The organism is Bacillus sp. ISL-39, from assembly GCF_018613295.1.
Taxonomy (GTDB): domain Bacteria; phylum Bacillota; class Bacilli; order Bacillales; family Cytobacillaceae; genus Mesobacillus.
The window spans coordinates 75,908-100,649 of record NZ_JAGGQM010000010.1; the positions used below are offsets into that span (position 1 = coordinate 75,908).

24 protein-coding genes and 1 tRNA gene are annotated in these 24,742 nt (G+C 39.1%); 18 read left to right on the top strand and 7 right to left on the bottom strand.

Annotation, left to right across the window (positions count from 1 at the left end; all coding sequences use genetic code 11):
• The first annotated feature begins 7 nt into the window (after positions 1 to 7).
• The 7 genes from J7E37_RS09980 (at position 8) to J7E37_RS10010 (ending at position 6,533) form a co-directional block, all read left to right on the top strand.
• Positions 8 to 706: an ABC transporter ATP-binding protein gene (locus J7E37_RS09980; protein ID WP_214779282.1), complete on the top strand. Its 699-nt coding sequence runs from the start codon at positions 8 to 10 to the stop codon at positions 704 to 706.
• On the top strand, positions 696 to 2,042 hold the full coding sequence (locus tag J7E37_RS09985) for an ABC transporter permease (protein ID WP_215023781.1): 1,347 nt from the start codon (positions 696 to 698) through the stop codon (positions 2,040 to 2,042). Before J7E37_RS09980 ends, J7E37_RS09985 begins: the two co-directional genes overlap by 11 nt.
• 308 nt (positions 2,043 to 2,350) lie before the next feature.
• Positions 2,351 to 3,262: an ABC transporter ATP-binding protein gene (locus tag J7E37_RS09990; RefSeq protein ID WP_214779278.1), complete on the top strand. Its 912-nt coding sequence runs from the start codon at positions 2,351 to 2,353 to the stop codon at positions 3,260 to 3,262.
• Positions 3,255 to 4,085 (top strand): ABC transporter permease subunit, encoded by an 831-nt coding sequence (locus tag J7E37_RS09995; RefSeq protein WP_214779276.1) that lies wholly within the window; start codon positions 3,255 to 3,257, stop codon positions 4,083 to 4,085. Before J7E37_RS09990 ends, J7E37_RS09995 begins: the two co-directional genes overlap by 8 nt.
• A gap of 134 nt (positions 4,086 to 4,219) precedes the next feature.
• Complete coding sequence (locus tag J7E37_RS10000; protein ID WP_192471625.1) at positions 4,220 to 4,567, top strand: hypothetical protein; 348 nt, start codon at positions 4,220 to 4,222, stop codon at positions 4,565 to 4,567.
• 113 nt (positions 4,568 to 4,680) lie between these two features.
• Positions 4,681 to 6,048, top strand: coding sequence for an amino acid permease (locus J7E37_RS10005; protein WP_214779274.1), 1,368 nt, complete (start codon positions 4,681 to 4,683; stop codon positions 6,046 to 6,048).
• Positions 6,049 to 6,080: 32 nt separating this feature from the next.
• Positions 6,081 to 6,533, top strand: coding sequence for a YndM family protein (locus J7E37_RS10010; protein ID WP_215023783.1), 453 nt, complete (start codon positions 6,081 to 6,083; stop codon positions 6,531 to 6,533).
• Positions 6,534 to 6,656: 123 nt separating this feature from the next.
• Here J7E37_RS10010 and J7E37_RS10015 read toward each other — a convergent pair whose 3' ends face one another.
• From J7E37_RS10015 to J7E37_RS10025, 3 genes are all read right to left on the bottom strand, one after another.
• Positions 6,657 to 7,301, bottom strand: coding sequence for a phosphatase PAP2 family protein (locus J7E37_RS10015; protein ID WP_214779270.1), 645 nt, complete (start codon positions 7,299 to 7,301; stop codon positions 6,657 to 6,659).
• A gap of 354 nt (positions 7,302 to 7,655) precedes the next feature.
• A tRNA-Arg gene (locus J7E37_RS10020) sits at positions 7,656 to 7,729 on the bottom strand.
• Positions 7,730 to 8,071: 342 nt separating this feature from the next.
• Positions 8,072 to 8,884, bottom strand: a complete 813-nt coding sequence (locus J7E37_RS10025) for a YitT family protein (RefSeq protein ID WP_214779268.1) — start codon at positions 8,882 to 8,884, stop codon at positions 8,072 to 8,074.
• A gap of 155 nt (positions 8,885 to 9,039) precedes the next feature.
• Between J7E37_RS10025 and J7E37_RS10030 the strand changes: the two genes are divergently transcribed.
• Together J7E37_RS10030 and J7E37_RS10035 are read left to right on the top strand one after the other, a co-directional pair.
• Positions 9,040 to 9,324, top strand: coding sequence for a DUF1292 domain-containing protein (locus J7E37_RS10030; RefSeq protein WP_251009595.1), 285 nt, complete (start codon positions 9,040 to 9,042; stop codon positions 9,322 to 9,324).
• 93 nt (positions 9,325 to 9,417) lie between these two features.
• On the top strand, positions 9,418 to 9,951 hold the full coding sequence (locus tag J7E37_RS10035) for a GNAT family N-acetyltransferase (RefSeq protein WP_214779266.1): 534 nt from the start codon (positions 9,418 to 9,420) through the stop codon (positions 9,949 to 9,951).
• A gap of 121 nt (positions 9,952 to 10,072) precedes the next feature.
• Here J7E37_RS10035 and J7E37_RS10040 read toward each other — a convergent pair whose 3' ends face one another.
• Positions 10,073 to 10,966 carry a YitT family protein gene (locus tag J7E37_RS10040; RefSeq protein ID WP_214779264.1) on the bottom strand — a complete coding sequence of 298 codons (894 nt, stop codon included), beginning with the start codon at positions 10,964 to 10,966 and terminating at the stop codon, positions 10,073 to 10,075.
• A gap of 178 nt (positions 10,967 to 11,144) precedes the next feature.
• Between J7E37_RS10040 and J7E37_RS10045 the strand changes: the two genes are divergently transcribed.
• Positions 11,145 to 12,290, top strand: a complete 1,146-nt coding sequence (locus tag J7E37_RS10045; protein ID WP_214779262.1) for a cation:proton antiporter — start codon at positions 11,145 to 11,147, stop codon at positions 12,288 to 12,290.
• A 91-nt stretch (positions 12,291 to 12,381) separates the two neighbouring features.
• On the opposite strand, the gene J7E37_RS10050 is transcribed toward J7E37_RS10045, so the two are convergent.
• Positions 12,382 to 12,588 carry a YwbE family protein gene (locus J7E37_RS10050; RefSeq protein ID WP_214779260.1) on the bottom strand — a complete coding sequence of 69 codons (207 nt, stop codon included), beginning with the start codon at positions 12,586 to 12,588 and terminating at the stop codon, positions 12,382 to 12,384.
• 466 nt (positions 12,589 to 13,054) lie between these two features.
• On the opposite strand from J7E37_RS10050, the gene J7E37_RS10055 reads away from it, so the two are divergent.
• From J7E37_RS10055 to J7E37_RS10065, 3 genes are all read left to right on the top strand, one after another.
• Positions 13,055 to 13,771 (top strand): hypothetical protein, encoded by a 717-nt coding sequence (locus J7E37_RS10055; RefSeq protein ID WP_215023785.1) that lies wholly within the window; start codon positions 13,055 to 13,057, stop codon positions 13,769 to 13,771.
• 307 nt (positions 13,772 to 14,078) lie between these two features.
• Positions 14,079 to 14,912 (top strand): STAS domain-containing protein, encoded by an 834-nt coding sequence (locus J7E37_RS22480; RefSeq protein WP_353050005.1) that lies wholly within the window; start codon positions 14,079 to 14,081, stop codon positions 14,910 to 14,912.
• Positions 14,913 to 14,921: 9 nt separating this feature from the next.
• Positions 14,922 to 15,671 carry a Cof-type HAD-IIB family hydrolase gene (locus J7E37_RS10065; protein ID WP_214779375.1) on the top strand — a complete coding sequence of 250 codons (750 nt, stop codon included), beginning with the start codon at positions 14,922 to 14,924 and terminating at the stop codon, positions 15,669 to 15,671.
• Positions 15,672 to 15,712: 41 nt separating this feature from the next.
• Here J7E37_RS10065 and J7E37_RS10070 read toward each other — a convergent pair whose 3' ends face one another.
• The gene (locus J7E37_RS10070; RefSeq protein ID WP_215023787.1) at positions 15,713 to 17,401 is read right to left on the bottom strand and encodes a glycosyl hydrolase family 28-related protein; all 1,689 of its coding nucleotides are present in this window, start codon (positions 17,399 to 17,401) and stop codon (positions 15,713 to 15,715) included.
• Between the two features lie 184 nt (positions 17,402 to 17,585).
• Between J7E37_RS10070 and J7E37_RS10075 the strand changes: the two genes are divergently transcribed.
• From J7E37_RS10075 to J7E37_RS10095, 5 genes are all read left to right on the top strand, one after another.
• Complete coding sequence (locus J7E37_RS10075; protein WP_251009596.1) at positions 17,586 to 18,668, top strand: FUSC family protein; 1,083 nt, start codon at positions 17,586 to 17,588, stop codon at positions 18,666 to 18,668.
• Positions 18,669 to 18,796: 128 nt separating this feature from the next.
• Entirely contained in the window at positions 18,797 to 20,170 is a 1,374-nt protein-coding gene (locus J7E37_RS10080) for a M48 family metallopeptidase (protein ID WP_215023789.1), read from the top strand.
• A 216-nt stretch (positions 20,171 to 20,386) separates the two neighbouring features.
• A complete protein-coding gene (locus tag J7E37_RS10085) occupies positions 20,387 to 20,800 on the top strand; it encodes an RDD family protein (RefSeq protein ID WP_214779256.1) in 414 nt (137 codons plus the stop codon).
• A 134-nt stretch (positions 20,801 to 20,934) separates the two neighbouring features.
• Complete coding sequence (locus J7E37_RS10090) at positions 20,935 to 21,900, top strand: DMT family transporter (RefSeq protein WP_215023791.1); 966 nt, start codon at positions 20,935 to 20,937, stop codon at positions 21,898 to 21,900.
• 99 nt (positions 21,901 to 21,999) lie between these two features.
• Complete coding sequence (locus tag J7E37_RS10095) at positions 22,000 to 22,839, top strand: GNAT family N-acetyltransferase (RefSeq protein ID WP_214779252.1); 840 nt, start codon at positions 22,000 to 22,002, stop codon at positions 22,837 to 22,839.
• 153 nt (positions 22,840 to 22,992) lie between these two features.
• Here J7E37_RS10095 and J7E37_RS10100 read toward each other — a convergent pair whose 3' ends face one another.
• Positions 22,993 to 24,369, bottom strand: a complete 1,377-nt coding sequence (locus J7E37_RS10100; protein ID WP_214779250.1) for a metallophosphoesterase family protein — start codon at positions 24,367 to 24,369, stop codon at positions 22,993 to 22,995.
• Positions 24,370 to 24,742: the final 373 nt, after the last annotated feature.

Genomic DNA, 24,742 nt, shown 5'->3' on the forward strand with positions numbered 1-24,742 from the left:
TGCGTCAATGATTACCATCAACAATTTGAGTCACGAGTTTGAAATCGGCAAAAAAGGGAGAAAAACAATAATTCCTGTGTTGAAGAATGTTTCATTAAAAGTGAACAAAGGAGAGATCGTGACGATTGTAGGCAGGAGCGGTTCTGGTAAATCGACACTACTCAACCTTGTCAGCGGATTTATAAGGCCAAAAGAGGGAGAAATCACAATTAATGGGATTAAAACATCTACTCTAAACGAAACGAAATTTGCCGATTTCCGGATTGAGCATCTGGGTTTCATTTTTCAAAGCTTCCAATTGATCCCAAGTATGACGGCCTATCAGAACGTTGAGCTTCCTCTAATTTTTAAGGGTGTGAAAGAAGAGGAAAGGAAACTTAGAACCAATGAAATCCTTGATATGGTGGGATTATCTGCCTATCGAGATCATTATCCTGGCGAACTTTCAGGAGGGCAGCAGCAAAGGGTGAGCATCGCCCGTGCACTTATTGTCAATCCGCCAATCATTCTTGCTGATGAACCCACCGGCAGTCTGGACTCGGAAACAGAAGAAGATTTACTCAAATTCATCATAAAATTAAACAGAGAGCTTGGCCTTACCTTCTTAATCATTACCCATGATGACAAGGTTGCCGAAATTGGCCATCGTACCATTGAATTAAGGGATGGCAAAGTTGTTGAGGAGGTACTAGCAAATGAGGCTTAAAGATCAATTTCAATTCGTCAGGCAAAATATGAAAAAGAACCGGACACGGTTGTTCATGACCATACTAGCCACGGCTATGAGCGTAGCATTCCTGATTGTGCTTGCTTCAGTGGGGTTTGGTCTCCATAAATCGATCGTAAAAGAAACGCTGGAAAGAAGGATTGTGACAGAAATTGAGGTCCCTGGAAAAGAGGAGCCGAATAATGGCTTCAGACAGCTGACGGATGAGGATATTTCCTACTTTGAAGAAATGGACGATGTAAAGGCTGTAACAAGACGAAAAAGCCTGCAACAATATATGTTTGAAGTGGACGACCACCTGACCGATGCAAAGGCGATAGTTGCCCATATGCCATCTGAAACAAAAGCAGGGCTCGAACTTTCGGAAGGACGGCTGCCAAAAGCAGAAAATGAAGTGGTCGTTGGGTACCATTTTGTAGAAAATCTTCGTCCAAATAGAGAATTGTCTGAGGAGATCTATGATGAGAAGGGACAAATAAAAGAAGAATTCCGCTATAAAGAGAGTTTGATCGGCAAGAAAATAACTATGAATGTCATTAAGTTTGAGGACGGCAAAGAGATAACAGAACCGCTAGAAGTGGCAGTGGTCGGAATCCGGAAGAAACCAACCAAGGAGTGGGAGTACGATAGTATTGTATTTGTTTCTGAAGGAGTTCTTGAGCAGGTTGAAGAATTTACGGGTACTCCCCGCGGAATGATGAAGGATCCAAATAATCCTGACATGGAACTGCCAGATATCCCTTTAGACCAATATGATCAAGTGAAACTATATGCCAAAGATATGGAATCAGTGAAAGACATCACTGCTGAATTAGAGGAAAATAATTACCCCTCTTACTCGGTCATAAATGAGCTCAAGGATGTAAACGTCATGTTCACGATTGTTAAAGCAGGATTGATTTTTATAGGCACAATTGCAATCATTATTGCTTCGATAGGAATTTATAACACAATGACTATGGCCGTTACAGAAAGGGCACCTGACATCGGTATCATGAAGGCAATTGGGGCTAACCCAAAGACAATCAAAAAAATCTTCCTGCTCGAAAGCAGCTATATCGGACTAATCGGGGCAGCGGTCGGAACCCTTGTTGCTTATGCCATCAGTTTTATCGTGAATTTTGGACTGCCGATGATCATCAAGCAGGCATTCGGCGAAGAACCTCCAGAAGGGCTGATCTTCAGCCATATCCCATATACCTTGCCAATCATCAGTTTTATCATCTGCTACCTTGTCACGATTCTGTCCGGCCTGCGTCCTGCACAGCGTGCCACTAAAGTAGATGTTCTACAGGCAATGAGAAGGGAAGTATAAGAAGCAACTTTTGATAAACTAGGGATCGGGTAACTAATAGAAGCCGGTTGGTGCCTGAGAAATCTAGATTGTGGTAAAACAGGTCACCAATAGAGTTTATTATAGAAGATAATGTTAAGGACCAGTCGCGACTACTGGTCCTTTTTTATGGTCATTAAAAGAGCAAGTGTTGGTATGTAAGTCTAGTGAACAACGACCAGCGTCTTCTTCCTTTTCGCCTCCCCAATAACAAACTAAAAGTTGATTGAACGTTTTTCAGTTATCGGCCGTCTTATGAAAAAGCGGTAAGCAAATAGAGGGGGAACAATATGTCGCAGAGTGTAATCAAACTGGATGCAGTTTCAAAGCATTTCGGTGATCAAGTCGTACTTAGCAACGTATCTATGAGCGTAAAAGAAGGAGATGTTGTAGGTCTTCTTGGGCCAAATGGTTCTGGGAAAACAACTATGATCCGCCTTATGAACGGTGTCATCAACCCGACAGACGGAAAGTTGTCAATTCTTGGCATGGACCCGGGAATCGAAGGAGATACAGTTAGGAAAGCAGCAGGAATTCTAACAGAAAATGCCGGTCTGTATCATGAAATGTCTGGATTAGAGAATCTAATCTTTTTTTCCAAGCTATATGGAAACTTTGATTTAAAGCGAATCCACCTTTACCTGGAGGAATTTGAACTTGACGAGCATATGCATAAAAAAGTAGGGACTTATAGTACAGGGATGAAACGAAGGTTAGGAATCATCAAGGCGATCCTGCATAAGCCAAAACTCCTTTTTCTCGATGAACCTACGAACGGGCTGGATCCAGAAGGGATAAATTTGGTGCTTGCATTTCTCAAGGATTTAAATGAGCGGGAAGGAACGACAATATTTCTTTGTTCACATATTTTGCACCAGCTTGAACATGTATGTAAAGAATACTATTTCCTAAATGACGGGAAAATAACTGACTTTGGCACAATAAATGAACTTCAAAAAAAATATGTGAGCCAAATTAAATTGAAAGTTACTACTAATCTGTTACCAACTGAACCTCAGTGGGGAGGTTACCCGGTTTTAAGAAAAAATAAAAATACATTGCAATTTCTACTGCCTTCAAGTGAGCATATAACGCCACTGCTTCAAAAAATCATCACTGATTCTTGGGTGCATCATGTGGAGATTGAAAATAACGATTTGGAATCCTTATATTTTAAAATCAGGAGTGGGATCAATGAATAAAAAACTGATATGGCTTATAGCTGCTAAAGATATCAGAGGAATAACCAGCTCGGTTCAGGTATGGCTAGGTTTAATCTTATTGCCGCTGATTTTTTCGGTCATCTTTCCGTTAGCTTTTATTCTTTTGGTAAAGAATGTACCAATTTCATCCCCAGACTTGATCAACTTAGTGGAGAAAGTGATAGAGGGGCTTAGTGGTACAAAGAGCGGAGATATGATAGGAAGCCTTCCAAGCATGAAACACCAAATTATTTTCGTCATTGTGAATTACCTGCTTGGTTCGATCTTCTTACTTATACCGACCATTAATGCAATGATGATTGCTCTCCATAGCTTTGTTGGCGAAAAAGAAAAACGGACCATGGAAACACTTTTGTTTTCTCCTATAACTGTGAAGGAATTATTTATTGGCAAAGTACTTGCAGCATTAATTCCTTCAATTATTATCACTTGGGTGAGCTTCTTCCTGTTTGGAGTTATCACTGCAAGCTTAACTTACAAAATGTTTGGGTATTTCATTTTTCCAAATTCTAATTGGCTCGTTCTGATGTTATTGGTTGTCCCAATGATTACTATCCTCACAATCCTGGTGAATGTCTTCGTTTCCGCCAGGGCAAAAGGCTTTCAGGAGGCACAGCAGCTCGGAGGCATCCTGATTCTTCCAATCATGGCTCTCTTCATAGGCCAGGCAACGGGCTTTCTTATCATTAACCCTTATTTACTTGCTTTGATAGGTGTTATCCTTTTAATTTTAAATTTCATTTTATTAAAAATGATGACCAAATATAATGATCGTAATACCTTATTCGAAAAGCAAATATAGCTTTTATATGTGCTAAGTGTTACCAGTGTAGGATGAGGAAATATGACAGCATTTAGCAGCTGGAATTGTAAATGTATAGATTATCTAACATTGGAAAAATTAATCCTATCCATTACATTACAGGGGGATAGGATATGTCAGTTATTGTTATTCAAACTTTTGAAATGAAACAGGATAAGTTTCCTGATGGCATCAAAAATTTACGACTAATCCAAAATTTCAGGAACGAGCAATATGACCACAGGGTAGAGCTCTTATCGCCGATTTCTGGTGAAGACCATACTTATGCATTGATATCCACATATGAAGGTCTGGCTGAAATGGAGCTGCAAAACAAAAAAATGTTTGAGGATGAGGAATATAAAAAGCTCATCGGTGAGTTCTTTTTGGAAAATATCGTGCAAGGAAGCATGTACACTCAAATGTATCGCACGATGACTGGTCTGAGCAGTGACTCCGAATCAGAAAAAGATAAGAAATAGTATGTGGAAAGTCGAATCCCTCGGGACTCGACTTTTTTCATACCTGAATGGCCAATACATAAAATGCAGTTGATTCTCGAATGATAATACTTGTTGAGGAAGGGGGTACAGCAATGGATTATTTTCTGCCATCATCAAAGGCGGGAAGTGGAAATAGCGCAAATGAAGGAGATTTAAAATGGTGGCAACTGTCACTGATTGGTGTTGGATGTACGATAGGGACTGGTTTTTTTCTTGGATCCGCTATTGGGATTAAAATTACCGGTCCATCCATCGTCTTTTCTTTCATCCTTGCCGCTTTTGGCACATACGTCGTTTATAATTTATTGGCAAAAATGACAGCTCAGGATCCCCAGGATGGCTCGTTTTGCTATTATGCCAAAAAAGCTTATGGTCAATGGGCCGGGTTCAGCTGTGGCTGGAATTACTGGAGTTCCAATATCTTGATCATGGGAAGCCAGCTTACGGCTCTTTCAATTCTGTCACAATTCTGGTTTCCTAATATCCCTTTGTGGCTTTTCGCTACCGGTTATGCCATCCTCTCGATCGGTGTCGTACTTACCGGGAATAAGGGATTTGACAAGGTAGAAGATTTATTAGCCATCATTAAAACTGCAGCAATCATCATGTTTATATTAATAGCTGCAGCAGCTCTTTTTGGCTTGTTCAACTTTGAAACAAAACAGGTGATTGTGCCAAATTCAACTCAAAAACTGTTTCCTGAAGGCTTTAAGGGGTTCTGGTCATCCTTGATTTACGCATTTTATGCATATGGAGGCATAGAGGTAATCGGCTTAATGGCAACGAGGCTGAAAAATAAAGAAGATGCTCCAAAAGCGGGGGTAATCATGCTTATTTTGCTGGTTATCATTTACGTACTTGCTTTGGGGTTTGCGGTCATTATGGCCGCGCACGGTGCCTTTCACCATAAGGAAAGTCCATTTGTTACAGCACTTGACCCATATAAACTGGCCTTTTTTCCTCATGTGTTCAACGCAGCGATCATCGTGGCAGGCTTTTCAACCATGACAGCTTCGTTGTTTGGAGTGACCACCTTGCTCGTTACGTTAGCGGATGATGGAGATGCTCCAAAGGTCTTCGCCAAGAAAATTAAAAAGTTGAAAGAGCTTCCCCTTCCATCGCTGGGATTGGCGGTGGTTGGCTTAATTGCATCAATCATTACAGCCTTGCTTCTTCCGGGCAAAATTTATGAGTATATCACTACAGCCGCAGGCATCCTGATTTTATTCAATTGGGCGTTTATCATTATCTCAGCTCTAAAATTGCTTGAATTAAAAGCATGGGGGAAAATCATTTCTTTTATTGGGATAACTCTTATCCTGGCAGCTGTGAGCGGGACGATCATGGAAAAGAGCATTCGAATGGGTTTTTTCATTAGTGTAGTCGTTGTCTTGCTTATAGGGATGATTTCTCTTTTTTTACAGAAAAAAGTATGGAATAAAGCAAGTGGAGCAACATAACGGATACAGTAAAAGTTTATGGAGGGATTTTAATGAAACATCTTAGAGCACTGGCAATAAAGTTCCTTGCCAGCCTGGTACTCCTATATGTCATTCTTGGCCTGATGTACGATATGTCTTTTACCAATGTTTTTTTGATATCCTTGGTGCTTGGGTTAGCGTCTTATGTAATTGGAGACTTGTTCCTCTTGCCAAAAACGAACAATACAATCGCAACATTAGCAGATTTTGGACTTGCCTTTATGATCATCTGGATTTTGGGAGAAAGTTTGACATACGGAGAGAGTTTACTGCTGGCATCTCTAATATCAGCCGCTGGAATCGCTTTGTTTGAGTACTTCTTTCATAAGTATATGGCTGGGAATGTTTTCGAAGATGGCGGGAGGGAACATCGAAATACAAACTATCAGTACCAAACAGAAGCTTCTGAAGAACTATACCCTGTTAAACCGGATGTAAGAAGCGAAGAGGATACCGATAAATAACGAAAAAAGAGCTGCAGACGCAGCTCTTTTTTAAAGGCTCTTTTCTCAACCTTTGATGCTATTGACTACAAAATAGGGATTGAATGACCTATGTTTCTTCACTTTCGTTATAAAGATACTTGTTCAGTCTTTTACATAAACTGTATCGGCTTTTTTGGCAACTTTAACTTCAAATAATTCAAAGACAATCCCATAAATAAATGAAGTTAAAAACATGGATGCGAACATATCTAGTATATAATGCTGTTTAACAAACAGTGTAGAAATAATAATCAACGAACCCATTACTGGAACGAAGATTGAATGGATGATATGTTTATTTCGGATGTTGATATTGCCAAGAATTATGGCAAATGTAGTTAATACATGAATGCTGGGGAAAGCATTGTATGGTTGATCATGACTGTATATCATGCCGACAAGCTCTATAAGGATTCCGTCACCAACCAGGTTTGGACGAGGAACAGTAGTCTGGAAGAAGAAGTAAATGACGAAACAAACTAACTCTCCAATAACAATTAAAGTCAATGTCTTTAAATAGATCCGTGTATCCTTATACCAAAAATAAATCAGATAACCTAATATGAAGGCGTACCAAATGATATACGGTATAATGAAAATTGAAAGGAAAGGTATCTTATCGTCAAGATCAGTTGAAAGGATTACAGCTTCCCGAGGGTTGTTATTCAAGATCTTATAAATCAAGCCCAGTACTGGCATAACCAGCAAAAACAATAAATATGGCAAATCTTTTATTTTGTTTTTCATGTTACTACCCCTTTTGCTTAATTGCTTATGGAATATAAATACCACAAACAAACTTATTTAATCCAAAAACAAAATATTGGTATATTAATAGAATAAGATTGAGCTTCAAATATAATAGACGTATTAAAAATGTAATTAGTTCCATTGAACTAACTTTTTTTGGCCATTTTCACCAAAATTTAAAGTAGTAAATTCTATTAAAAGGGGGCTATGAGTAGTGTCATTAAATAATCCTTCGAAGAGGTATATTTCGGCTTCATTTCGCATTTCTCAGGAAGAAGAAAGATGCAAAGAGGGGGAATGAAACATCTTGCGAAAAATAAAAAAACCTTGATTCAAAATCAAGGTTTTAAGCGTCCCAGAAGAGATTCGAACTCCCGACCTACAGTTTAGGAAACTGTTGCTCTATCCTGCTGAGCTACTGGGACATGATTAGAATTAAGATGAAGTATTAGAAAGTGAATCGATTAGTGTTATATCCCGTCCTCATCTCAGAAAGTAAACCAAGAGGCATCTCGATGAGTACGCTGAAGCAATTTCAAAGATGCGAATTCGTCGATGCTGAGCTACTGGGACATGATTAGAATTAAGATGAAGTATTAGAAAGTGAATCGAATTAAAGTTATAAATTGAGAAAGTAAATACATGATCATTCACTAATTACAGCGACTCAATTATTATACGATGAATCTGTGAAAAATTCAAGAGAAATTTCCCTATAAAAATTCGGAAAGCACCAAGAAGCTGTATTTCCAGCTTCTTGAATGTCATTAATGCTGCTTTTTATGAAATAGCCCCATCACTTCCAGGGTTTCAGTGATATTGACAAATGCTTCTGGATCTATTTCTTCTATTAGTGTTTTAACTTCTGTAAGTTCATAACGGGATATGACTGTAATGATGACGTTGCTCCTCTCATTCGAAAAACCTCCAACAGAGTCCATCACCGTTACACCACGATAAACATTTCCAAGTAGATGCTGCTTTACTTCCTCCCCTTTTCTAGTGATGATCATCAAAGTTAGCTTAACGTGATGTGTATGTACCTTATCGATCACTTTGCCAAGGACAAAAATGGAAACAAGCGTATTCAAAGCTGCATCCCAGCTAAACAAAAAACCTGATAATAAGATAACGACTGAATTCATCGCGAACAATAGTGTTCCCATAGGGAAGTCTTTGCGTCTTGCCAGAAGCATCCCGATAATATCGAAGCCGCCCGAAGATCCTGATGAACGGAAGATTATCCCTATCCCCAAACCAACGATCGCACCGCCAAAAATCGAGGATAATATCGGATCCTCTGCAAGCTTAAACACCGGTATAACATAAAGAGCGATAGAAATTGTGATGACGGAAAGAATCGTATAAAAGATGAAATTCCGTCCCAGTTTTAAATATCCTAAAACTAGCAGGGGGAAGTTTAAAAGGAAATTGTAAACGCCAGTATTGATAGATGTGAGCATTGATAAAATGATGGATAGACCGCTAATCCCGCTGCTCATGATTCCGTGGGGGATCAGGAAAAGGTTGAATGCAAATGAAACAATGATTGAGCCAAAGATAATTCCTGCTGACTTCAAAAACGCCGCCTCCAAAAAACAGTGTGTTAAAAAATATTATATAGATGAAAATAAAGAAGTGAATTTAAAAGTTTATTTAAAATTCATTAAGTATTTCGATTTGCGATGCCCTTCTTTGGAAGAATCATATTTCCGGCAAGGAAGGGGAAGATATAATGACGATATTTGGAGGTGAAGCAGTTATGGAGAATGATTCAATCAGGGACCTGGTGACTGTAACAGATGATAGGGGCAGGGAAAGACAATTCGAAGTAGAAGCGTTATTTGATATGAACGGAGAATCTTACGCGATGCTTAGGGATGAAGAAGGAACAATGTTAATGAAAGTAGAAGAGCAGGGTGGCGAACAATATCTCGTTGGCCTGGATAGCGACATTGAAAAGTCGCATTTGCTGGATGCCTATCAAATTGCTGTTGACGCCGCACCTGCGGAAGATTGAGTAGAGCCGCCCAAATAGGGCGGCTTTCTTTGAAGGATTTTTTGTATCTGATATAGAAATAAAAAAGATCATTTTATTTAATTTGGGGGACATATGAAATTTCCAATTTTAGAAACAGATCGGCTCATTCTTAGGGGAATTACAGAAGAGGATGCTGAGGATTTATTTATCAATTTTTCGAACGCTGAAGTTATGAAGCATTATGGATCAGAACCGGTTGATAATATTGAAGAAGCACGAGGTCTGGTTCATTCTTTCAAGGCAGGCTTTATTGAAAATAAAGGGATAAGATGGGGCATTCAATTAAAAAACCAAAAAACCCTCATAGGTACTGTGGGTTTTCATGCCGTGTCATCAAAACATAGAAGAGCAGAGATTGGCTATGAGCTTAACCAAGAGTATTGGGGTCAAGGCCTTGCTAAGGAAGCGATCAGGATGGCTATAGAGTATGGGTTGAAAGAAATGGGATTATTAAGGATTGGGGCCGTTGTATTTCTTGAAAATAAAAATTCGAATGAATTGCTCCTAAAACTCGGTTTTCAAAAAGAAGGGGTTCTGAGGAGTTATATGATTCAAGGCGGACTTTCCTATGATACTAATGTGTATTCATTAGTAGCTCCTTATTGAGCTTGGAAATGTCATTTTATTTCAACCCTTTTAACTGACTGATCCAATTGATCAGCAAGCTTAAAAGACCTGTTTGAAAACAAAAAGCTCAGATTTCTGAGCTTTTTTTATTCGCTGTATTCTAGTGTATATTCCGTTTTTTAAACCTGCCGCCACGCACTTCTGCAATATTGCCTACAGCAAGAAACGCTGACTCATCCAATTCTTCGACAATGGATTTCAATTTCGCTTCCTCAAGACGAGTGATAACACAAAAGATGACTTTCTTGTCATCACCTGTATATGCTCCCTCGCCAGTCAAATATGTGACTCCCCTGCCAAGACGAGCCATGATTGCATCACCGATTTCCTTGTGCTGTTCACTAATAATCCAGGCTGCTTTTGATTCATCGAGTCCTGCGATGACTATATCAATCGTTTTAAAGGCAATGAAATAGGCAAGGATGGAATACATTGCCCGGTCCCAACCAAAGACAAAGCCTGCGGTACCAAAGATGAAGATGTTAAAGAACATGATTACTTCCCCGACTGAAAATGGCAGTCTTCTGTTTGCCAGAATCGCAAGTATTTCCGTACCGTCCAAAGAACCGCCGTACCGAATGACGATTCCTACTCCAGCACCGAGAACGATTCCTCCGAAAACAGTAGCCAGGAGTAAATCTTCTGTAAAAACAGGCCAATCATGGAGGAAGCTGGTCGTTAAAGATAAAACAGTGATCCCCAATACGGTTGATAGCGCAAATGTTTTGCCAATTTGTTTATAGCCAATGAAAAAGAAAGGGATGTTCAGGATAAATATAAAGAGGCCGAGGCGCCAGCCCGTTAGATGTGAGAGGATGATTGAGATACCGACAATACCGCCATCAAGAATTTTATTGGGGACCAGGAATTCTTCAATTCCAACGCCCATCAGGACAGCACCGAAAATGATGAAAAAAATTCTCTTTGCGAGTTTAGTCTTCGTGATGCCCTTATGCTGCTGCTGAACAAGGGCTTGTTCTGGAATGCTGTTCATTTCTTCCCCCTTAATAGATTCTTCCATATGACTTTTATAACTAATTTTACCACAGCTTTTCTGACAAATTAAAAGAAAGGCCCTTCTGAATTTAATTTTCTAGTGTTGATTTCATGGAAAGTGGGTAGTAATTAGGACAGGTTATTGCTTTAAAAAATTGAAAAGGTGTTGTTGCGGGTTGAATCTGACTTTAGTCATTGGACTTTTTTTATTAGTGCTTTTTTTGATTGGTATAATCGGCATCAAATTAATAAAAATACCGGATATATTATTATATATTTTGCTTGGCCTCGTTTTATCCTTGGTTATTAAAGAATCAAAGGTAATTGAAGTGGCAGGGGAGATCGGTCTGGTCCTGTTGTTCTTTATTCTAGGATTGAAATTCCCGGTTAACAGGTTGGTTTCGAACAGTGCGAAGGTATGGAGAGGCGGCCTCCTGGATGCTGTACTTGGGATATTTGTAACTGCGGGAATAGCCCTGCTGTTCGGTCTGGATTGGGTTTCATCATTAATTGTCGGAGGTATTGTCTACGCTACCAGTTCCTCTATCACAGCGAAATTGCTTGAAGATAAAAACAGGACTGAAAACAATGAATCCGAATTCATGCTCCTGATCCTGGTTTTCGAGGATTTGATTGCTCCTATTCTTGTAACCGTATTGATTGGTCTCTCCGGGAAAGGTTTTACGTTAATTGATTTTCTGTTAATTATTTTGAAAATAGTACTTCTCGCGGGGGTTGCCATGTTCTTTGCCAGGGTGGTTTTCAAAAAGGCAGAGTCTATTTTAAGAGAAATTGACCAGGATGATATTTTTATTGTGTTGATTACGGGTATTGCGTTAACATACGGCGGGATTGCGATGCTTCTTGGGTTATCAGAGGTTATCGGAGCTTTTCTTGCCGGAATGATGCTGTCTGAGCTTTCAATTAAGGACAAGATAGAAAAAGCTGCATTGCCAGTAAGGAATATTTTTCTTCCCTTTTTCTTCCTGAATTTTGGCCTTCATATTGAAATGACAAGCGACATCCCTTATTTAGGACTATTGATTGTTCTCGTTCTGTGGTCACTGATCCATAAATTAATCGTAGGTTATATTGGAGGGCAATGGTATGGCCTTTCAAGAAGTGATTCATTGAAGGCAGGGCTATCCCTTACACAAAGAGGGGAATTCTCGGTGATCATAGCTGCGCTGGCAACCGGAGAGCTAAAGATCTTTGCCAGCATTTATATTTTGGTGATTGCCATCATAGGAACGATCATGTTCCAGTTGGCGCCGAGGTTGAATAAAATGATTGTTGAAAAAGTAAAGGAAAAGACTAATTAAGCATTAAAGGGACTGCCCTTTAATGCTTAATTTATTGTCTATGAAGCCTTGCCTGGAACTCCATACGAGTCAGGATTGGCAAGGTAAAGTCTTACTCCAGTATTTCCTTTACACGGCCTACCTGTCCGTCCTCCAGCCTGACCTTAATGCCATGAGGATGTGAGCTGGATTTAGTGAGGAGATCTTTCACGATTCCTGGAGTGAGCTTACCGGTTTTCTGGTCAGCTTTTAGGACAATATTTACTTTAGAGCCGGGTTTGATTTCATTTCGGTTTTTGCCATCTTTTCTATTCGACATACATAACCCTCCACAGTTTTATTTATAAGGCTCATTTCTCAAACTTTGTTGCTATTGATAGCAAAATAAGATTGAATGACCTTTTTTCCTTTGCAAATTTGACTCTTTATAATGAGAAAAGAGCATGCATACATAATACCGACCATAAAAATGGCTTTATATACGTTAAAATCGGCTTTAGGATTTTAACAACAATCTTTACGAAAACAGCCCTTTTTAAATATAATCTTTTATATAATATAAAGCACCCAATGAGTATTCAATTCTACCATTTTTTACATTATTATAAAGTAGGGATCTTTTCGTAAATTTGTTGCTGTCTTTCCCTGCAAAAGCAAAAAGTGATTTTGAGTCATGTGTGGATCGACTTGAACAGCGTTAATGATTCGGCATTCGACTTGGATGATTATTTGACAAGCAGCAATTAATTCTAAAATATATAGTAATAAGGCAAAGAGGGATCGACTTGAAATTTTGGAAACCGGGTGTATTAATTTTAATCATTTTATCATTTCTTGGCGGACTTTTTTATTTTCAAATAAAACAGGAAGAGAAATATGACGGGCTTGCAATAATACCAGAGCGGACAGAAGATATTCCACTTTATAGTGAATTGAAGCCAGCCAGTCCGATTTATAGAGCCGAAGGGGATCAGTGGGAAGAAATCAAGCAGTTTTACGAGAAGGAACTCCCAAACAATGGATGGAGATTAACTATGTCACAATCCTCCAAAACTAACACAGAAGATGGAGCGGGATTTACTTCTTTTTGGGAAAAAGATAACACAACCTGGGTACTATCAATAAGTGCGGCCTATTATAAGAACCTTAATCAAACAGAAGTCATTTTTGATAAAAGAGAAGGACTGAATTCTGACAGATGGATCGAGGCGGAGGTTTCAGAAATTTGTATTAACGAACAGCCGGACCGTAGCGACGAGTGCTACAAAATGAAGGATAAGCAAGCAATTCCACAGGTAATCAGTATGATAAATGGAGCTTTGGAAGCAGACCGAAAACAGGTTTATTATACCGGGAAAAGCGTAATTGATTTTGGCGGCTTAACAGTTGAAGTATACTACGATTTGGAAGAAGGGATTTATTTCGTTTCTGATAAAGGAACGAAATGGATGAAACCAGAGAAAGAGTTTTTTGAACTGACGAGAATATCCAAGGAATATTGAGTTATGGAACGAAACACTCATTGGTTTGGATTCCATATACACCAGGAGTATTATATACCTAGGTCAACAAGATCATTTTTATAACTAAAGAAGGTTTTAACAGGTTTAAAGAAGATTAATTTATGTTAAAGATGTATCCTAATATTAATAAATAGGCCATTGCCGAATTGCTGTGCCAAACAAAGATTTCCTTGCAACCGAGCTTATCCAGGGATTTTTGAACAGCTAATACAGGATTACTCATAATCTTTTTTGTAAAATCCGCAATAATTACGAAATAACTTAAGTGAAAAAGGAAGTGACCTTTGTGAATCCAACTTCAGCAGTAGCAAATGAACTTCAGCAAAATTCCGAATTCATCGCAAAGGAAATGGTTAATTCCATAATTGAACTGATTGGTGTGGAGATACCAAAGCAGGAAGTTGACCAGGCAATCATAGTATATACGGAGTATCTTAGTTTTCTTGGTGACTCTATCAAGAATAAAGATGAAACAACTTCTAAGAGACTTCTTGAATGGAGCAAACAAAATGGAGAACGGGAAGCAGCCAAAGGAGGCAGGATTTCTGACATCCTTTTTAGGTATCCTCCTACGAGGGTTGTTTTTATCGATAAAATGGCGGAAATTAGTCTGAGGCATGGCGTTAACATGGAAGATTTAATTTGGATCAATAAAAGAGTGAACAGTATGCTTGATATTAGCATAAATGAAACCGTATTTGCATTTGAAAGGCAAACCTCAAAATTGATGAAAGAAGTCCAGGCTGAAGTGGATATCCTATCCACTCCAGTCGTACCAGTACAAGAAAACGTAGCGGTACTCCCTTTAGTAGGAAAACTGGATCATGACCGTGCCAGATTGATATTGGAAAGGGCAATACCTTTGGTTGCAAACCAAAAAGTACAGTCTTTAATAATTGATTTTTCAGGAATCGTTACAATTGATGCAACGATTGCCAAGCACATTTTTGATATCCACAATGTTTTACGGCTGTTGGGTGTAAGTTCAATTGCTACTGGAATGAGACCAGAGCTTGCGCAGGCTGCGGTGGAGGGTGGAGTAGATTTTTCAAACATCAAAACCTTCGCTACAGTAAAGCAGGCCATTGATAGTCTCAATAAAAAAGATAAAAGCAACTAAAGGAGGTTCATCTTGATTAATAAAAAGCCTGATATCAAACTGATTGCACTGGATATGGATGGAACACTTCTAGATGACAGGCATGAGGTTACAGAGAATAATAGACGAGCGATTAAAGAAGCCGAAAATAGAGGGGTGCGTGTTGTACTCAGTACTGGCCGCAGTCTCAAAACAGCAAGGGATTACTTATTATCCCTTAAACTGTCTTCTTATCTCGTGACGGTTAACGGCGGAGAGATATGGGGGCCGAATGGGGAACTGGTACAAAGAAGTAAGGTGGATACCGAGCATATCCAATGGATGTTTGAACTGTCCCAAAAGCATAAGACGGGGTTTTGGGCGACAAGCAGTGAAAACGTCTGGAGGAATAATATGCCAGAGGACATATTTTCCCAAGAATGGATTAAATTTGGCTTCCATATAGAAGAAGATGAAATAAGAGAAAGTGTACTCAAAGAATTACAAGATAAAGGTTTATTCGAAATTAGCAATTCAAGCCTCAAAAATATCGAAGTCAATGCCCTAGGCATCAATAAGGCTGTGGGGTTGCAGAAGGTTTGCGAACTATTGGGAATATCAATGGGCAATGTAATGGCGGTGGGAGATAGTCTGAATGACATTGCCATGATTACTGAAGCGGGTCTTGGAATCGCGATGGGCAATGCCCAGGAAACAGTAAAGGAAGCTGCGGATGATATAACAGGTACTAATCAGAATAGCGGAGTTGCACAGGCAATTGAAAAATGGGTGCTCTCATAAATCAAGGAAGCAGATTGAACTGCTTCCTTTTGCCATATAATTTAAACGGTTGTCTGATTTCTGGGAGAACCTCCCCAAATTACCTCTTTGAATCCTTTTGAGTCAATTTCCTTTACCAGGGCTTTATTTTGATTTTCTGCAAGTTCCACTACAGTCTGTCCATTGACAGCTTCAGCGAAGACCTTTTCAACTATAGCCATGGAGACACCTTTCCCTATTTGAATGGCTTTGGGTGCCGAATGTCTAGAAAGGACATTTCGAATTCTAACATTATCAGCGTGGTTGCTGCCTCCAAATACCTTTATATCGCTGCCTGCATTTGAAAAGCCGCTTATTGCCACATTTTTTAAAACCACATTTCTTGAACGATACTGAATGGCAATTGCAGGTTCACCACCATAGTCATAGGAAGGATCCCCAATAGCAGTAAATTGGTTCACAGCCACATTTTTATAAGCTGACACTACCATTGCTCTTGGTGAAGAGTTTGCATATAACCCAGTATGAATCGGTTTATATGATATGATATTTGCTGCTCGTATGTTGATAGCAGTTTTTGATTCAGGATCATTTTCCTTGTGGTGGCCTATATGCCTGAAATTATAAGATCGATTGTCATTTACAGAGAGATGGCCTATGATGACGACATTATTGGCTGCAGAAGACGTATGGTGGGCTTTGATTTCAATTCCGCCAAAGCATCTTGCGGAGGAGTTGTTCAATAGCCAGACATTTCGCGAACCATCATCTATCTCGATTCCGTTTGAATTTGAAAATCCTTTTTTATGAGTTTTGCCACTTGGATCACTCATATGGCAATTTGAAATGAAGATATTATCACTATGGTGAGTTGTAATTCCGTCATCACCGAAACCATGGCCATTGAGGTTATCGAGCCAGATAAACTCACTTCCTCCACGGGCTCGATAACCATCACCATAATAATTATATTGAGGAGAAGAAACATCAAAACAGTGAAGTCCAGGGTTAACGCCTTCTACATCCTTTACCCAGCCATATTTTACATTGGCATAAAGCAGACAGCTGGAATGGTTACCCCAAGTACTGGTTTTTTCGACCTTCCCCAAACGTTCAACATTCCAATCCAGAGTCAATCCTTTCACATATAAATTTCGATTCCCAGTGCGGTGGTTTCTATTTGTTATGAGTCTTCTGCTTTTTGGTGCGGAATCATGCAGTTTGATAACCGTTTTTCCTTTTCCGGCACCGACCAGATAGGTGAAGGAGGGGAGTTTCATCTCTCTGACGATATAAACACCTTCAGGTATATATATTTTTACCCGCCCTTTGCCAAGAGCCATTCTGAAAGCTTCTGTACAATCCGTTTTTCCATCCCCAAGCGCACCAAAATCCTCCATATTGACCTCGCGATCAATTTCCTTGAGTAAAGTTTGATACTGCTCATTCAATCTTTCCATCCATTCAGGAAAGACATTGCCGTTTTTATCAACAACGGTTTCATAGGATAAAGCGTTATCGAAAGCAGATTTTGTCTGGATGACTCTGCGTAAACTAGCAGTGAAATTACTGAAAAAAGAAGAAATACCTGAATTTGTTTTCATTTTTAAAGGTTTGTAATGCTCACTTGCTTCTTCGAATAATTCGTTTGTCTCCTCAACCAGTTCCTGTATTTTTAAAGTTTTTCCTGATAATTGTCCAATCAGTTCAGCATTTATTCTCGGGTCATGATTTTTATCCAGCATTACCATCTTATCCCCACCTTTTTTAAAAAAGCTGCTTGAATATTATTTCCCGCTTGAGGAAATGCTAATCTTTTTGTCTTCTAAAAAAACCAATCTTTGATTCATCAAAAGTATAATTGATATATGTTTTATTCCAACAAGGAAGGTATGTTAAAATATAAGCGTTCTCATTAGGGAGTGAGTGATTTAAATGATAACTTTAGGTCCAAGAGTTTTAAAAACAGGAGTGGCCGTTGCACTCGCTTTATACATAACAAAATGGATTGGATTGGAGCCTCCGGTCTTTGCTGCAATCGCAGCAACCTTTACGATTCAGCCATCGATTTATCGATCATGGAAACAAGTATTGGAGCAGTTCCAGGCAAATACGCTTGGTGCGATCATAGCAATCGCAGCAATATATCTATTCGGAAACAACCCGATTGTCATAGGGTTAGTTACAGTTATTGTCATTATCATAAGCTTAAAGCTCAAAATGGAAAGTTCAATATCCTTAACACTAATCACTGTTTTAATCATGATGAGTTCACATGAATTCAACGGAATTTTAACAGCAGCAAACAAATTTGTCATTGTCCTTGTTGGGATGGGGTCTGCTTTCCTTGTTAATCTAATCGTCTCACCTCCAAATTTCAACAAGAATTTTACCGAAAAAATGGATAATAGCTTTAGAACCATGTCCTTGCTGATCAGGACAGCCATATCCAATGAACTGACAGAGAAAACTTTTCAGGGTCAATGGAGCCAGCTGAGAAAGGACATAGCCAAGCTTGAAGATCTCTATAAAATACTCGATGAGGAAAGAGAAAAAATATCAAAGGTGAAACCTCTTGAAGTGAGGGAACTGGTAGTGTTCAAGCAAATGCTTGCCTGCCTTCATCAAGGTTTGAGACTTTTGGATATCGTCGAGGACCATTTTTTTCAAAGCCGTCCTGAACCGCATGAGACAGACGAATTTGATGCTCAATTCGAACAACTGATCCAATACCATGAGATGATTCTCCTAAAATATTCGGGGAAAATCCGGGGAATTGATAGGGACAATATTCTTAATAATAGCGGGTTATTCCTTGAAACTATCATCGAGGATAGGTCCATCGAACGGAATGATCGACTTCGACTCACAATCATTGGTTCTGCGATTTATGATTATGCATTTCAGCTTGACCGACTGAGTGAACTGATTGACCAATATCAAAATAGAAAGGCAGATACTGAAACTAACAGCAAAAAAAGTATTTTAAAATGGAACATCTTTTTTAAAGACAAATAAGGCCGTCTGTTGTAAAGGACCCTTTGAAAAACAGGTAAATTAAGGGTTATATTCCTATAAAAAACATCTATTCCAATTAATAAAAATCTCCTATAATCTATTTAATTGTGATTAAGGAGATAGCGGGAATGACAGAGGGAACCTTCAACGAGAAAAAACTGGTACATAAAAATGAGAATAAATATTTCTGGATTGTATTAAGTATAAGTATTGCTTCTTACATTCTGTTTGCTTTATCCATTGCAGGGATATTGATAATTGCAGCATTCTTGATAATGTCATTAGTACTTCATGCTTTGATGATTGGCCAGATACGGCTCAATGCAGTGAAAATAGGCGGAAATCAGTTTCCGCTTATTCATTCAACCGTCGAAGAACTGTGTATCAAAATGGGAATAAAACGCACCCCTGATATATACGTTCTGCAGTCTGGCGGAATAATGAACGCTTTTGCGACGCGCTTTTTCGGCAGGAATATGGTCGTAGTTTACTCCGAGATTTTCGAACTTATTGAACAAAATGCTGAGGAAGAGCTTCAATTTGTCCTTGCCCATGAACTGGCCCATATAAAACGGAATCACCTAGGCAAATTGATGTTTATCCTTCCATCCATGTGGATACCAGGAATTGCAGAAATGTATTTGCGTGCCTGTGAGTATACTTGTGACCGCTATGCAGCTTTCTATATAGGAAACCCTGCTGCTGCGAAAAACGGGCTTACCATGCTGGCCATCGGAAAAGTTTTATTTAGAAGGGTGAACAAAACTGAATACCTTGACCAAATCAATAAGGAAAAAGGATTGGTGGTCTGGCTTGCAGAGATCCTATCAACGCACCCACCGCTTCCAAAAAGAATGAATGAAATCAGCCTCTTTTTTGGTGGAAAAGATTCAGTCATTGTTCCTTCCAAAAACTCAAAAGCGCTTATAGCTTTTGTGGCTGCTTCATTTATGCTTACTGGTTTGGCCATGGTTGGTGGACTCATCCTCTATAATAAGGTGAATACGACTTTCTCTTCAGAAAATGATGAAGCTATAGAAGTTCCTCCCTTAATAGAAGCTGTTATCAATGGAAATCCGAAGAAGGTTGAAAGTTTGATAGAAAATGGGGAAGATATCCATCAAATAGACTATAATGGGTACACATCATTGGATTGGGCTGTTATGGATGATAATGTCGAGATGGTTCAATTGCTGTTGGACTTAAAGGCCGATCCGAATTACGAATCCGATTATGGCATGACCCCTTTCATGACTGCTGCTGAAAGAGGGAATGTCTCAATGATCGACATACTGTATGATGCGGGCGGAGATCCAAACTATCAAGAAATGGGCTCGGGTTATACAGCAATGACTTACGCAATATTCAGTGGTGAAACCGACAAAGTAAAACTACTGATAGAGCTAGGTGCAGAGATCGGGCTAACAGATTATTCGGGTATGACTGCGAGGATGCACGCTTTGCAATCAGGTGAGCAGGAAATCGCAGATTTATTAAAATAAAGGCTCTTTTCTCATACTTTGTTGCTATTGACTACAAAATAGGATTGGATGACCTATGTTTCTTCACAAAATTAAAGCTTAATGAGAAAAGAGCTGCACACTTAATACCGAACTACAAAATGGCTTTTTATCACGTTAAAATCGGCTTTAGGATTTTAACAAAAATCGTTACGAAAACAGCCAAAATAAATAATTGTGCAACTAGGAGGTAAATCAATGAACAGACCTGCAGGTTTTTGGGTAAGACTGGGTGCAGCCATTTTAGATGGATTAATTATCGGTGTCCCGCTCTCGATCATTAGCTACTTAGTAACAGGAAGTGCGGAAGAAAATGCTTTTACTTCCTCACTGAACTTGCTATACACTTTGCTTGTTCCTGTAGTGTGGTCAGGATATACAGTAGGCAAGAAAATTGTCGGTGTAAGAATCGCAAAGGTCAATGGAGAGAAACTTGGATTTGGTACGATGCTAATGCGTACAATTGTGGCAGGTCTCGTTTATGTACTAACATTGGGGCTTGGTGTTATCGTCAGTGCGTTCATGGTAGGAATCCGTCAGGATAAAAGAGCGATCCATGATTTCATTGCAGGAACATATGTAACTTATGAAAAACCAAATGAAATACAGTAGAACAATAAAGTTCGGACACCTGGCATGCCAGGTGTTTTTTTATGGGAAAACTTGGTGAAAACTATACTCTGCATATGGTATATTGTTTAAATAAAGTTACAAATAGAGCCTAATTCAAAGGGGGGATAGAGTTAATGGGACCTATTTTATTAGGAGTTTTAGCAGCCTTCTTTTTTGCGTTCACCTTTGTCCTGAATCAATCTATGGAATTATCAGGGGGAAGCTGGATATGGAGTGCCTCACTTAGATACATTTTCATGGTTCCATTTCTAGTGGCCATAGTGGCAGCAAGGAAGAATTTGAAGCCATTAATCAAGAATATCAAACAAAACCCGTATCCATGGTTTATTTGGAGTTTCGTTGGCTTTGTCTTGTTCTATGCGCCGCTTACATATGCCGCAGCCTTTTCTCCTGGCTGGCTGATTGCTGGTACATGGCAAATCACAATCATATCGGGTGCTTTGCTCAGTCCATTGTTTTATGAAGCAACAATGACCAACCAAGGTTTAGTTTCTGTCAGGGCTAAAATTCCTTTTAAGGGGCTCGGGATGTCCGTAATCATCCTAGCAGGGATACTGCTTATGCAATTTGAACACGCCAGGCAAATTCCGATCGAAATGGTTTTACTTGGAGTGATCCCAGTATTAATCGCTTCTTTCGCTTATCCATTGGGAAATAGAAAAATGATGGAAGTTACCAACGGCAGTCTTGATGCGTATCAGCGTGTCTTGGGAATGACTCTGGCCAGTCTGCCTTTTTGGCTGCTCTTAGCTTTATATGGTCTTTTGACGGAGGGTCCTCCTACAATGAACCAAAGCTTACAGTCCCTTTTAGTAGCCATCACCTCTGGCGTAATAGCGACTGTTTTATTTTTTAAGGCAACAGATTTAGTGAGGGGCAATATGCAGAAACTCGCTGCCGTAGAAGCAACCCAGGCAATGGAGGTGCTTTTTGCCCTGGCAGGAGAATTTTTAATCTTATCACTGCCGCTGCCAACTCCATTATCCTGGGTCGGAATCATCCTCGTTATGCTCGGAATGGCTCTTCACAGCTATACGACTTTCAGGAGAAAAGATGAGAAGCTAAGAGTAAGTGCCTGATGGTAGAAGGAAAGAATGAATTCTGCGGCAAAATTATCAGTAACCTAAATGTTTTTTGGTAACATTCATATAATGAATGATCAAGGAAGAGGGAAGTCTATGGACTTAAAGAATGTGAAGCTTACAAAACAAATGGCCAGGGCTTTATGGATTGCTGAACAGGAATGTGCAAGGACGAGAAGTAAATGTTTGCTGCCAGTTCATTTGTTGATCGGTTGTTTGGATGACGGTTCATTTCCTGTTAAAGAATCTAAAGATAAAAGCGGGATTGGTATTGATTCTATAAGGAGTGCCGCTAAACCTCAAGATGTTAAGGGAGTATCCTATGAACCTTTTCATTTTCCTGTGAGTGCGGAAACGAAGCAGGTGATGGAGGTATCCATTGGTTATATGAATTCTTATAATCAAGTTTATTTAAATGAAGGTCATGTACTTAAGTCTTTAATGGCTGCAGGCCATGCATCCGGGCTGCTGACGGAGGAACAACAGCAAGCTCTGTTAAGTATAGCAGTGGTATCACGAGATATGCGGATGACGCTATCCGGCTATACCATGCGTTCATTACTTTATCAGAATATCAGGAAAGTGACTAATGATGATGGAAAAAACTTACTTCGATTTATAGAAGATGAATTCTCCGGAAAATGGGTTCAATCAATTAAAACCGCCCTTTCCCACACCCAGCCTGCAATTTTTATTGCAACGGATTCATCGGACAAAATTGTCGGATTTGCCGCTTATAAAACGAATGGATATTTTGGACCGATGGGAGTTGCTCTTAGCAGAAGGTCCGAAGGGATAGGGGAAGCGCTTCTCCATTCCTGCCTTGATGAGATGAGGCTTATAGGTTTTAAGGAAGTGATAATTGACCAGGCTGGCCCAATCGAATTTTACGAAAGAGCATGCAATGCTCAAGTAATTCCGATAAATAAACTGTAACTTATCCATCCAGAGGTGTGAAGAGATAACCCTAATGAACTTAATAAGAAGGAGTCTTCCACCTTTTCCAAGAAAAGCACTTAAAAAATAGACCATATTTGGTCTTTTGAGTATGCTTCGTTTTATATTATCTTGTATAGTTTATAACTATATTCAGTTATTTATTGTACCTGTCCAATGTTCAAATACGGGATGTTTTACAGGTATGCCGGCAAACATCTCCCCAGGTTTATATATAATTGTATAGGTAAGGTTATTCCACTTTGAAAAACCATTTTCCTTTATGGAATGATGATATCTTGGTCTCCAAGTACCTGTATTTAAATAAACCCTTTCTTTTTGTTTTGATTTATTTTTTTCTTTAATAATTTCTACAGTACCTTTAAACGGGTTGTGCGTGTGGCCATATAGTACGTATTGGAATGTTTTAGGAAGGGCTTCAAAATCTTTTTTTGCTCCCTTTAAATATTTATCATCTGTCCAAAGTTCTTTGATTATATTAAATTTGTCAACTAGCTTGAGCTTCCATTCTGAATTGGTTATATCAAATGTTCTCAATAGGGTTCCCAACAGCTGTACCTTATCACCGTTATCCAGGGGATGCCAGAAGCGATCATGTTCCTTTATCCAGCCTTTAACAAATGGAATTTCCATAAATTCATCTCCAACTTGTCTAAAAGCTGAGTTGATTGCATCCTGAACGAGTCTGCCATATTGTTCATACCGCTTGACTTGGAAAGATAGCCAAGGAATGATAGCTGACATTGGACGGACGTCGAATAGGTTCCTGAAATTATCACAAATTTGATTGATATCTTCTTCTGGAAGGTTAATATCTTTCAGTTTCGTACCAACAAGGACAGGAAGTTTTGAGGCAATCTCTGAAGCAATTACATCACCTATTGGGATTGCCATGTAACTCTGTGGATTTTGATGGTCACCTTCAAAATTGAATGGGTCCCATTCATGGCCATGACGTGCTAAAATTCCATGCTGTTCGTTTAGATAGTAGTTTGGGAATTTATCTATATACGACAAATCTTGCAGATCGAGTTCATCAATCACCAGTCTCCTCATTGATGGATACACATTACATAATCGATCATGATTTCCTGGTATATAGACGATATCAGGCTTTTTTGGAAAGCCCATACTTTGCCAAGCCCGTCCAGATAGAATGGATACTATTTCTCTATTTGTTTTCATAATATTTTTAAGAATATCAACAGCTATTATCTCTGTTTTTTCATCCTCAGGACCTCCCCAAGGCCGGTCTGACAAAGGAACTTCAACTATTTTATTTTTGCTTTTTTCCAGGAACCACCTTTCTGTCCTGATCACATCAAAAATATCTCCTAAAAGAACAATTTTAATATCTTGATCCTTTTCATTTAAATGCTTTACAGCTGCCGTTGCTTGCCGGGCGAGCTCAACAAAGGTATCCATGAAGACCTCCGCATCAAGCTGATGCCTTCCCGCAGTCCCATCCATCAAGTGGAGATCACTAATAAGAATAATCATTTTTTTCACATCCTTTTACTCCATGGACATATCAACAAAAAAGATATGGCTGACTAAAAGAGTTTTTTATATGTATATGCTTGAAAATGAAAAAAGAATGGACAGTCGCGGGGATTAAAAGTAAGCGGGAGCCCTTTTACAGCCATAGCTGTAAAGCCAAGCGACTAAGGATGTTTTATTTTAAAAACTATCTTTTATTACAATGAGGGCATTTGAACCTGGGTAAGTGACCCATTTTTTGTATAACGGGTAAAACAAGAGAGTGAAGCATTGAAAGTAAAGTAAAGACTATTCAAGCCAACCAAAGGAGTCATGAAATGAAAAAGGCTCCCCTTTTGGGAAGCGTTTTTTAAATAAGAGTATATTTCTGGAGCGTTTAGGT